The sequence below is a fragment of the Janthinobacterium sp. 1L-D-8-B-C4 genome (assembly GCF_057291295.1).
Genome location: NZ_JBXAVX010000015.1, coordinates 33765 through 45458 on the forward strand (window position 1 = coordinate 33765; position 11694 = coordinate 45458).

The window sequence follows — 11694 nt, forward strand, 5'->3', positions numbered from 1 at the left end:
AGAGAATAGGTAAAAATCTTAGCGAAGTTCTGTGGATGTTTTAATGGACTACCGAAGTGATGTATGCTGATCACCTAATCACTCACCTTGGTACGCAATGCTGTTCGAAGAACTTTTAGCTAGCTGGGCACTCAAAGAAATTACAGACACTGAACTATTCGATCAGCTCTTCTCACCTGACGCGTTGTTCCGTACGTTCGTCGACAAATTTGCTACAAGTAGTGGAAAGGGCGTTGATCGACTGAATGGCTTTCAATTTGCTTTGCGGGCGGCCGATGAGCTGTCTCTCGCATCGAGAAAGTGCCTCGATGGTACATATCGCTTCGCCCCGTATCTCGAAGTCTTAAAGACAAAAGGACGAACAAAACTACCAAGGATAATTGGTATCCCGACAGTTCGAGATCGGATAGTACTATCTCACTTGAATAGATTTCTGGCGGCGGTTTATCCGGAACGCATACCGCGCAACGTGGCCGCTACATACGTTCGGCGAATTTCTGAGGACCTAGCGCTGAAGTCCATTGAGGACACGTGGGTTTGCACGACAGATATCGAAACGTTTTATGACTCTATTGAACGCCCCCGGCTCCTTGAGCTCCTTGGTAAGCGAATCCAATGCGCTCCAGCGCTAAGTCTGATTGAGCATGCTCTGCTCGCACCGATCGTCCCCAAAAATACGCCGCGCAGGCGACATAGTGACCTTCGGGCCAAGACCGGTGTACCGCAAGGACTAGCTATATCCAACATATTGGCATCCATCTATATGCAGCCCATAGATGATGCAATGATCAAGTACGACGTATCCTATTTCCGCTACGTGGACGACGTGCTGATGTATGGCCGCCATCAGCATGTGCATGCGGCATTCAAATCACTTGGCGGCCGACTAAAGCGAAGGGGACTCGGCCTTCACCCGTTGAGTTCCGGGAAAAGCCAGATTGAATTGCTCACGGAGCCCTTTGGATATTTGGGGTATATTTTCAAGGGAAAGAATATCACCGTTCGCGATTCTACTGTTGAGCGGTTTATACAGTCCATTGCTGCGAAGTTCAGTGATTTCAAGCACAATAAGACTCGCCGCCTTGATAAATTCAACTACCTCAACGAAGAGCGGTTAAAGGAAATTTTCTTGATGGAATTGAACGAGCGCATAACCGGAGCTATCAAGGAAAAAAAACGGTATGGCTGGATCGCGTACTTCAGCCAAATCACGGACCTTTCCCTACTTCATCAGTTAGACCACTCGATTCGAGGACTGTTCTCGCGGCTAAGTGAGTTTGACAATGTCGCTCCCGAAGGGCTAAAAAACTTACATCGCGCATATTGGGAGATGAAATTCAATCCGAACGGCGGTTACATCCGAGACTACGATAAGATCGTTACGCAAGCGCAGAAACTCAGCTTTCTCGTTTCCCGTGGCCGCGTAGGCGCTGGAGAAGCACTAACCAACGATCAGATTGATTCGCGCTTTGACAACTATGTTCAGCACAATCTTGCGGCAATGCTTGCTGATGAGGGTGCAGTTTACGGTTGACTTGTTTACAATGGGCAGTGCGGGTCTTCCCTGCGCGGCAACGCGAAACCTCTCAAATTGTTTGAAGAGCGGAAGTGCACCATGCCAGCAAGTATGGCTCAACTTGACCGTTGATACCTTCCCAAGAGCTCTAGTGGCTGCTTGAGAAGAGGATATGACCTGATTCACGAGGGATGGCCCGCACCCAACTCATAAAGATCACACGATGATTTCATTTTTAACAAAACTTCGTACTGACGCTTGGCGAACCTCCAGCGCACGCTATAACGCGGCAAGGCGTCTAAGCCGTCGAGAGTTTTTCGCCACAATTAGTTTGGCGCTTTTGTCAGCAATGACTGTTGCAATCGCGTTCATCCAACGCGTGTATGCGCCGCCGTCATCGGCAGCAGACAACTATTTCACCGCCCTTTCGGCGTCTTTAGGTGTATTTTTGCTTACTATCAGTCTCGTGGAATGGGGGGCAAGGACAGGTTCAATCGCCGATGCACTTCATCAGAATGCCGAGAAGCTGAATGCAATGCAACGGAAAATTGGCATCAAAATTGCCGCGATGGCGGCGGGGAATTCTGTAAGTTGGGATGATACTCAAACATTGTCCGATGAGTACGAAGCTATTAAGGCTGATTGTCGCCATAACCATCAGCCAATCGACGATGAATATTTTCGTGCCAAGCAACGTACAGCAACTGAGTTTTGTGATACCAGCGGCAATCCGAAAATTAGCAAGAAGGAGGCTCTCCGAGTTTCAGTGCTGTGGCACCTCTCGAGCATTTGGTATTTTGCTGGACTCTGGCTCGTCATCCTGATACTCCTTGTTCTACCTATGAAGTTTCCATATTGGTGGACAAAATCGACAGATATCGCAACAGAGACACAAACAGGAATTCCACAATCATACCAAGCTCTCAAACTGAGGGCGTAGCGCATGTTGATATGCTTGGCCAGATAATTAGCAATATCGCGGATTGTCTTTCTTTTTCTGACCTCTTCTTCCAAAAATCACTAAGGGATGGGACTGGGAAAACATCGCACCGGAAAGATAGCGTCAGAGTTTCAGCAAGCTCAAGCAGCATTAACTCCTCGCGGCTTACCATTCCAGTGCTAAAAATTCACCTCATTCAAATCCCAAGATATCAAATAAAATGGACGTCTACAAACTAAGAATAGAGCATACCAGCTCAAAAAAAATCGACAGAGACACCTTCGAAGAGGAAACTCGGTGTCGTGAGCCTTGGTATCAAGATGGTCCAGGAAACAAGCGATCCCAATTCGCAGTCTGCCCCGCCTGTGATAACCCAATTCAACTAGTTGGGCTTTACGAAATTCCCAAAAACTTGGACAAGCCTTACGGGAAGCATACGATAGTTGGAATCCACGGCATTGGACCAAGCGATCTCGAGACCCGAGAATGCTGCCCGTACTTCAAGCCTCGCCAGCACAAGAAAAGCGCGAGAAAAGAAGGCTTTGAAGGGACTCCCCGAAAGATTCTGACACTGCTGATCGAGCAGTTCGATCGAGTAGCCTACATCCTTGAAAAGCAAACGAATATGATGCTTTCTTCTGCGGCGTTACGAGGTATGCTCGAACGCTATAAAGGGGAACGGGGTTACATGTACACCGGCGCAACACTGCGCAACGTACCTTGGATTTTTGCCTATATGTCAGATGCCACCGATTTGTTTGGCCAGAAACTCGTGGCAAATGAAGCGCTTGCCAAGGCGATTTCAGATCATGCGCCAGGAGCTGTGATCAACGAAAACGGACGGCTCGCAGCCAAAGAGCTCACTGATGTAAAAAAGAGCTTTGTGGACTTAAAGATGAGCTTTATTCGCCACCGGTTCTACAGGGACAACGAGGCTGGCGCCCTTCAAGAATCCATGGAGCTAGTAGTTTCGAGATCTTACAACAGAGAACTTGTAGACATCCATAAAGAGAAAATTGACTTCGACCACAACTGGTTTGAGCATCTAATCCAGCTGCCAGTCGATCATCAAAACCGGAGACTGGACCGAGTTAAACTTGCGCGAGAAGTTCTAGGTAGCTTGCTTTAAATCGTAAATGCGCTCCAGAATGTCATTTTTAAGCAAAGGTTAAGGGAATGTTGGGAGAGTATTGGACATGGAACTGCTGGACGCAAGAAAGTGACTATCCGAGAGTTCCTCACATGCCCGTTAGTGATACAAAGGACTAAAAATGGTAAAGTTCCTTCCTGTGAAGGCAAAACTTCTTCCGCCTCTTGAACCATTAATCCGCGTGCTATGCGGCATTAAATTTTGGATTGGCTGTATTATCGGATATATCCTAGGTCTGCTGGAGTGGGCCATCGGTCCTAGCTCGCGGCCGGCTGAATCATTAGCCTTTATTGTAGGAGTGCCGATAGTTGCGACTGGTCTACTCGTCCTGGCTGCCGCAGGGTATTTCTCTCAAAATTTTCGCGCCACCATTCGCCTTAGGGTCTTGTGTTTCTGCAGACTCCTTACACATGCACTAGGTCTAAAAATAATTATGGGCAGCGCTGTGCTCCTCGGGATTTCGTTATCGGCCATCACCTGCTGGGTATTCACGCATAGTTCTCCAGCGCTCGCGAGTGCCCTCGTCGCTCCCATGCTGGCAACGTTGCTGCTGATGGTTAGAGCAGGCTTGGTTCCGATCGACGGAAAAATCGCTGGTGAGTTGGACGCCAACTCACCAACGCCTTAATGCATTGCCCCATGACCGGAAAATCGATCAACAACGGTCAGAATTCACCGTAATGCTATCGCTGAGCGCAGCGTGCATGACCGTCAGCAGTGCAGCGGTAAGATTTAAGCCATTGAGTTGGAGCGATGATCGTGCTTGGCATAAATCTTCCGCTCCTGGACGTGACGGCTACGCGGCGCTAGGTAAAGCCGAGACGTACGGCGGCAACGCAACTTTGTTATGGTCCGCTACGTCTCTTTCGCGGCGGCACAGCGGCATACCAAGTTGCATTAACGACGACCAGCCTAACTTCCTCATTTTGACATCAGGTCAGCTAAGCTATTGATCTAGCGTCTACGCAGTTGCACTAAGTACAACGGCCCTACGGAATAGATTGGGCGACACGATGTGTCGCCTTTTTTTATCATATTGAATGGCACGATGATATCGACCCTGAGCTACTACAATCAAAACGCGAACGCTTTTTTTAGCAATACCGTCAACGTCGACATGTCAGCATTGCATGATCGATTTTTGTCTGCGGTCAGCGTTGGTGGAATCGTGTTGGATGCTGGTTGTGGTTCAGGAAGAGATGCCAAGGCTTTTCTCGACAAGGGCTATCGCGTTACCGCCTTTGATGCGTCGAACGAGCTGGTTCAGTTAGCCAAGGAGCATACGGGCCTTGAGGTTCAATTGCGCACTTTTGCCGATGTCAAAGAACACGCTTGCTATGACGGTATTTGGGCCTGCGCTAGCTTGCTGCATATCCCACAAGCAGAGTTGCCAGCAGCACTTGCCTGTCTATGGAATGCGCTGAAGCCGGGTGGTGCTTTTTATCTCAGTTTTAAGCTTGGCACGAGCGAGCGCGTTCAGGATGGGCGTCACTTTACTGACGTTGAAGAGCCGCAATTGCGCGAGTGGTTTGCTGGCTTGCCAGATGTAGATCTGGTCGAATGTTGGCAGTCCAGCGATCAGCGCCCAGAACGCACGGAACAATGGCTCAACGCTCTGGTGCGTCGTGCAGTCGCGCCGCAAAATCATCTGATTACGGGCGGCAGCGATCCGTTTTTGCCGCATCTGAGCAGTTCCATTAATCAAGCGTCCGAAGTCGATTTAGCTGTCGCTTTCGTAAAGACGACTGGATTGCGCTTGCTGCTGCCAGACCTGCAAAGCGCACTCCTAGGTGACAAGGAATCGAACCGCAAACCGGCACGTGTACGTGTGCTAACGAGCGACTATTTAGACGTGACCGATACCGAGGCGCTGCGCTTATTGATGCTGCTTAAAGCGCAAGGCGCGCAGGTCAAAGTGTATGAATCTGCTGGTAGCAGTTTTCACCTCAAAGCTTATCTGTTCGCGCAACTTAATGATCAGAGCGTACTAAGTGGCACGGCATTTATTGGCTCTAGCAATATCAGCAGGCAAGCGCTCACGAATGGCTTGGAGTGGAACTACCGTATCGATTATCCGGGCGACAATGGCTATCTTGAAGCGCGCTCCAGATTCGAAGAATTGTTCGTGCATCCTCGCTGTATTCCCCTAACGGATGAATGGATCGCCCAGTACGATGCCCGCCGCGTTCCCTTACCGATGGCGGTAGCGCCAGGGAGCTTGGAACAAGATGCGCCACCCGTTCCCACTACCGTCCAAATCGAGGCTTTATTCGAGCTACGCGCGACACGTGATGAAGGATTTCGGCGTGGTTTAGTGGTGCTGGCGACCGGCCTTGGAAAAACGTGGTTGGCTGCTTTCGATGCGAGGCAGCTTGGCGCGCGGCGCGTGTTATTTGTCGCCCATCGCGAAGAAATTCTAAACCAGGCGGCCGAGACGTTTCTTAGAATTCGTCCGAATGCGCGCGTGGGTTTTTATGTGGGTCAGACGCGAGACACTGAGGCGGAAATACTTTGCGCCTCCATTCAGACGTTGGGACAAGAAAAGCATTTGGAGCGCTACGCCCCAGACCATTTTGACTATATCGTCGTTGACGAATTTCATCATGCCGCCGCGCCGACTTACCGCCGCCTACTTTCTTATTTTTCGCCGAAGTTTTTGCTGGGTCTCACAGCGACGCCGGATCGATCAGATCAATCCGATATTCTGTCTCTTTGCGATGACAATCTTGTCTTTACGCGTGGGCTATTCGACGGCATCACGGCCAAGCTCCTGGTGCCGTTTCACTACTATGGCATCTTCGACAGCTCGGTGGATTATGCTGAACTGCCATGGCGTAGCGGCCGATTCGATCTCGACCAACTGAGCAATAAATTGGCGACACTGGCTCGCGCTAAGCATGCGCTAACGGAATGGCAGCGGTACAAACAGCTGCGCACACTGGCATTCTGTGTCTCGGTCGCCCATGCCGAGTTTATGGCCGCACAGTTTGCCAAAACGGGCATCGATTGCGCTGCGGTCTATGCTGGTTCGCCCATGAGCCGCGCCGATGCGCTGGAGCGCTTGCGCGACGGACGCCTTGCAGTGATTTTTTCTGTCGACCTGTTTAATGAAGGCGTGGATTTGCCAGCCATTGATACGGTCATGATGCTGCGCCCTACCGAATCTAAAATTCTGTTTCTGCAGCAGCTGGGTCGAGGCTTACGCAAAAGCGAAGGCAAAGAACGCTTAGTTATTTTGGACTTTATCGGCAATCACAAGAGCTTCCTGCACAAGCCGGAGGCCTTGTTTGAGATCGATGCCAGCTACAAAAAATTAGCGGATTTTGCGCGTAAGGCAGAGGCACATCAGCTTGAACTGCCGGAAGGATGCTTCGTCAATTACGATTTGGAATTGATCGATTTTCTCAAATCGTTAGATAGCGAAGGCACAAAGAACGAATACATCGCGTTGCGTGACAGCTTCGGTCGACGCCCCGCCTTGGCCGAGTTTTACCGGGCTGGCGCGAGCATGCCAGCCATGCGCAAAGAGTATGGTGATTGGTACACGCTTGTCAACGCCATGGAAGATCTTGACGCAGACGAGCAAGTTATCGCGACGAAGCATCGCAGCTTCTTACGCGAATTGGAAATTACCAATATGAACAAGAGCTTCAAGATGGTCTTGCTTGAAGCATTTCAGGAAATCGACGGTTGGGATACGCCACCAACAGTCGCCGCGCTCTCCGAGCGTTCGTGGCAAGTACTACAACGGCGGCGTGCACTTCTGGCAGATCTTCCGGAAGCACTTCGCTCAGGAAATGGTCATAGCGAGGCATGGCTACGCTACTGGTCCAGCAATCCGATCAACGCTTGGACAGGCGGTAATAGCACAAGTAAAAATAGCGATTTCAGAATCAAAGATGGGCGATTTGAAGCTGTCTTTACACTTGCTGATGGCCATCGGCAAAAATTCGAACTGATGGTGCAAGAGATCATCGATTACCGCTTAGCCACCTATGAAATCCGCCGCATCCAAGCGGAGTTACCAAGTAATGTGATTCCGTTTGTCCGCAGCGACAAGGCGAACAATCTGACAGCGCTACCCTATTTTCCGAATTTGAAAATCGCCTGCGGTCACTTTAAGACTGGCACTGTGGATGCTGAAGAGTACCGCAGCCTGCCGATCAGCTACGGACATGTCGATCCACATCGGCACTTTATCGCCCGAGCTTCGGGCAACTCCATGAACGGTGGCAAACACCCGATTCAGGATGGCGATTACCTGCTACTGGAACATATCACGCCTACCAATGCCGGCTCGATTACCGGCTCGGTGATGGCGATCGAGCGTCAAGACGAATCCGGTGATGGCTTCCAGTATTTGCTGCGCCATATCGTCAAAACACCTGGCGGCAGCTATGTGTTGCGCGCAACGAATCCAGACTATCAGGACATGGATGCCACCGATGACATGCACACCTTGGCGCGTTTCAAAGCCATTGTCAGTCCGCTCGATTTGGCCGTCGGACAGTCGTTCAAGCGCGAGGATATTGCGCCGCTATTTGGCGAAACCTATAGCATTGGCAATTGGAATGTCGGGCATGTGACGCTGGCTCGCCAGAATGCGATGGTGCTGCTGGTAACGCTCAATAAGCAAGGCAAGGCCGCCGATCATCGGTATCACGATCATTGGATCGATGACACTACCTTTCATTGGCAGAGCCAGAACTCCACAACGCCGACCAATAAAAAGGGGTTAGACATTATCGAGCACGAGCAAAGAGGATTGACGATCCACTTATTTGTACGCGAATCCAAGCTCGATAACGGCAAAGGTGCGCCCTTCGTTTATCGCGGTCCGGTACGATACGCAAGTCATACAGGCAGTAGTCCTATGAGTGTCGTATTTAGCTTGGCCACGCCATAAAACCTAATTTATCGAGGCGTGAACGCCAACATGGAAGGAGAAAATAATGACCACAGCCAAAGAAGAACGCACCCTCCGTATCGACCATGCTCACTACCATGTCACCATGGCGCAAGAGCGAGAGGATCGGCAATTGACCAAGGAACACGATGCCGCCGCCTTCCAGCGCATGCGTGAGCAATATGAAGCCAGCCTCCCCGCTTACGAGGAAAAGAAGAAGCAGCGGAACCTTGAACGGGCAGGAATGAGCGAAGAGCAACGCAAGCGCCATGAGGCGTTGGACTTTGCGCGAGCGAACGTCGAGCTGTCAGGTGGCAAGATCAGCGAAGAAGCTGCAAAGCGAGGCCTGCGCTGGGCAAACGGCGAAATTACCATGGATGAATACCTGGACGTTTCGCGGCCGCGATGATGGCGTGACGGTCCGGGCCGGGATTGATTCCCGGTGATTCATTAGCCATGCTTATCAAAAGAAAATTGTTCCTGAAATGCTAAGATGTCGCCCCGCGCATGCCGGCACATGGCCCGGCGTGGCGTCTAGACAAGGAACATCATTGAACTCTCCAGCAAAAACCACTGTCCTCATGCTGTCGCTGTGCGCGGCCCTGTCCGCACCACTGTCGGCGATGGCGCAAGATGTGCTGTTTGATGATGCCGCTTTCGTGGCCGCGACCAAGACTGTGGAGTCGGCACCGGGGCGCTTGAGCGAGGAGCCGATGCTGCGGGCTGATGTGATCAAGATGGTGGGCTATGCGCGTGGCAATTACACGGCTGGCGGCACGCTGATTGCGCGCCAGGTGCTCGACAGTCTGCGGTCGCAGTTTGATATCACGCACACCGCCTTGCCAGACGGGCGCATGGTGCTGGCCTCCATCAATCCCGAGACGCGCGGTGCGCAGCGCGCCGCCGTGCTGTTCGATGCGCAGCGCAAGATGCAGGCGCTGGGTCTGGTCAATGGACATTGCCAGCCGGCCGTTGGCGATGCGGCGCCGGTTTGCCTGCCCGATACGCAAGCGGTGCTGACGGTGTTTTTGCCTGCCGGCGTACAGCAAGGCGTGGCGGCGCCCCTGCTGGTGTGGGCGCGGCAGCTGCCGTCCCCGCTGGACCTGGCCGAGCCGGAAGAGCGGCAGAAAATTGCGACGGTGGAGTATTTCGTTGGCGAACCAGGCAAGCCGGGCTGGCAAGTGCGTGATGTGCCGCCGCGTTTTCCTGCCATCCTGAAACCATTGCTGCTGCCGGAAAGCGAATTTAACAGCAGTTCCAGCGGTGGCAAGATCATCGCGCCGGCAGGCCTGGCTGGCATGCCGATGCGCACGGCGTCGGAAGCGGCTGCGGCCGGTGGCGAGCGCATGCCCGATGCCGACATCACGCTGCGCAGCTATGCCACTCTGGAATCGCTGGTCAAGATGTATGCCGAGCTGACCAAGGGCGCGCAGGTCAAGGAACAAGGCGGCAAGGTGATCTTCAGCGGCAACTATGCGGGCGGGCGCTACAAGGTGACCTTGCGCGAACAGGGCAAGGAAGACGGCGTGTTCATCAATATCGCCAGCTGGCGCGGCAAGTAAGCTCTCAGCTTGATGGCCGGCGACGCCATCGCGCGGCCAACGCGGCTGTCACGATGGCGAAGCCCAGCCACACTGCACAGAAAACCTCGGCAGCATACGGCGTGCGGTCCCAGTAACTATCGCCTTGCTCAAGAAAGATCGCGCCCCAGCAAAGTAGCCCGCCCCAGGCGATGATGCTGGCGATGGCAAAACCGGCGGTTGCGTAGAAAAAGGTTTTCATCAGGGGATCGTACGCGAATATGGAAGTTTCCAGGGCCACCCAAGAATACGCCAGTGCGCGCAGCAATCATGGCAGGCCCACAGCCGCAAAGCCGTTGCCGGGTAAAATTGCCCTGACGTAAATGAAAGTGGCATTTTGGCATTTTGCGGTATGATTTATTGCCGTGCCGCCACGCCCTGCCCCTGCCTTGCGCACCTCGTCGTATCCAGGCCCAGCAAAGCCTGGGTAGCTCTCTCTCCAAGGACCTTCTATGTTCGGTTTTAACTTACGCGTCGCCAAGATGGTGTGGACGGCGTTTATCGTCGCTTTCTTGCTGTTCATTATCTACAAGGTGTCGTCGACCTTGATCGTGGTGGTGTTTGCGGTGTTCTTCAGCTACTTGGTGTATCCGCTGATCGGGCTGCTGGAACGCTATGGGCCGAAACGCCTGCCGCGCACGGCCAATATCGGCATCGTGTTCCTGGTGGTGATCTTGCTGGTGGCCATACTGGGCTCGATTTTCGGGGCGCGCATCGAGGACGAGGCGATCAAGCTCAGCGACCAGTTGCCGACCCTGCTCAAGGGGAACAACTTTGCCGAGCGCATTCCGCTGCCCGAATTCATGGAGCCGCTGCGTGCGCGCCTGCTGTCCTTCATGCAGACGCAGCTGAGCGGCGAGAACGGGCAGGCGATGCCGCTGGCCAAGGAACTGGGGCTGACGGTAATGCATGCGGCCAGCAACCTGATCTACCTGGTGCTGGTGCCGGTGCTGAGCTTTTTGCTGATCAAGGAAGGCCCGGACATGCGCGACGGCTTGCTGTCGCTGTTGAACCGCCCGAACAAAAAGCTGTGGGGCGCCATTATCGACGACCTCGATGTGCTGCTGTCACGCTATGTGCGCGCCTTGCTGCTGCTGTCGATCGCCACCTTCATTTCGTACAGCGTGGCGTTTTCGCTGATGGGCGTGCCGTATGGCTTGCTGCTGGCCGGTGCTGCCGCGCTGCTGGAATTCATTCCGTTTGCCGGCCCGCTGGGTGCTGCCGTGATCGCAGTGGTGGTGGCCGGTTTCAGCGGTTTTGAACACGTGTTCTGGCTGATCGGCTTTATTGCCGCCTACCGCCTGTTCCAGGATTACGTGCTCAATCCTTACCTGATGAGCGAAGGCGTGGAAGTGTCGCCGCTGATGGTGATCGTCGGTTTGCTCGCTGGCGACCAGCTGGGTGGCGTGGTGGGGATCTTTTTGTCGGTGCCGGTGATGGCAGCGATCAAGATTGTGTTCGTGCGCGCCAGGGCGGCCTTGCAGGCACGCCATGATGCGCATGAGAAAGCGGAGCTGGCGGCCGAGGCGGCGCGCGCCAGGGCGGCGGCGGAGGCTGCGCTGCTGCTGGAGCAGCGCAACACTACCGCGCTCGATTTATAAC

General features: G+C 53.2%; 8 protein-coding genes. 7 read left to right on the forward strand and 1 reads right to left on the reverse strand.

From position 1 onward, the window contains the following. Positions 1-97: 97 nt before the first annotated feature. The 6 genes from AC0Z42_RS22775 (at position 98) to AC0Z42_RS22800 (ending at position 10074) form a co-directional block, all read left to right on the forward strand. Positions 98-1534, forward strand: a complete 1437-nt coding sequence (locus AC0Z42_RS22775; protein ID WP_485470460.1) for a reverse transcriptase domain-containing protein — start codon at positions 98-100, stop codon at positions 1532-1534. Between the two features lie 205 nt (positions 1535-1739). Next, a complete protein-coding gene (locus AC0Z42_RS22780) occupies positions 1740-2456 on the forward strand; it encodes an SLATT domain-containing protein (RefSeq protein ID WP_485470461.1) in 717 nt (238 codons plus the stop codon). Positions 2457-2676: 220 nt separating this feature from the next. Beyond that, complete coding sequence (locus tag AC0Z42_RS22785; protein ID WP_485470462.1) at positions 2677-3585, forward strand: hypothetical protein; 909 nt, start codon at positions 2677-2679, stop codon at positions 3583-3585. Positions 3586-4621: 1036 nt separating this feature from the next. Further along, a complete protein-coding gene (locus tag AC0Z42_RS22790; protein ID WP_485470463.1) occupies positions 4622-8512 on the forward strand; it encodes a DUF3427 domain-containing protein in 3891 nt (1296 codons plus the stop codon). Between the two features lie 46 nt (positions 8513-8558). Beyond that, a complete protein-coding gene (locus tag AC0Z42_RS22795; protein ID WP_485470464.1) occupies positions 8559-8921 on the forward strand; it encodes an antitoxin VbhA family protein in 363 nt (120 codons plus the stop codon). Positions 8922-9063: 142 nt separating this feature from the next. Next, positions 9064-10074, forward strand: coding sequence for a hypothetical protein (locus AC0Z42_RS22800; protein WP_485470465.1), 1011 nt, complete (start codon positions 9064-9066; stop codon positions 10072-10074). 4 nt (positions 10075-10078) lie between these two features. Here the strand turns inward: AC0Z42_RS22800 and AC0Z42_RS22805 are convergent, their stop codons facing one another. Further along, positions 10079-10294, reverse strand: coding sequence for a hypothetical protein (locus AC0Z42_RS22805; protein WP_485470466.1), 216 nt, complete (start codon positions 10292-10294; stop codon positions 10079-10081). 250 nt (positions 10295-10544) lie between these two features. Between AC0Z42_RS22805 and AC0Z42_RS22810 the strand changes: the two genes are divergently transcribed. Further along, the gene (locus AC0Z42_RS22810; RefSeq protein ID WP_485470467.1) at positions 10545-11693 is read left to right on the forward strand and encodes an AI-2E family transporter; all 1149 of its coding nucleotides are present in this window, start codon (positions 10545-10547) and stop codon (positions 11691-11693) included. Position 11694 lies beyond the last annotated feature (1 nt).

Bases quoted from the DNA above. Each gene is read 5' to 3' on its own strand.
- AC0Z42_RS22775 (WP_485470460.1), top strand. From the start codon at position 98: ATGCTGTTCGAAGAACTTTTAGCTAGCTGGGCACTCAAAGAAATTACA.
- AC0Z42_RS22780 (WP_485470461.1), top strand. From the start codon at position 1,740: ATGATTTCATTTTTAACAAAACTTCGTACTGACGCTTGGCGAACCTCC.
- AC0Z42_RS22785 (WP_485470462.1), top strand. From the start codon at position 2,677: ATGGACGTCTACAAACTAAGAATAGAGCATACCAGCTCAAAAAAAATC.
- AC0Z42_RS22795 (WP_485470464.1), top strand. From the start codon at position 8,559: ATGACCACAGCCAAAGAAGAACGCACCCTCCGTATCGACCATGCTCAC.
- AC0Z42_RS22805 (WP_485470466.1), bottom strand. From the start codon at position 10,294: ATGAAAACCTTTTTCTACGCAACCGCCGGTTTTGCCATCGCCAGCATC.
- AC0Z42_RS22810 (WP_485470467.1), top strand. From the start codon at position 10,545: ATGTTCGGTTTTAACTTACGCGTCGCCAAGATGGTGTGGACGGCGTTT.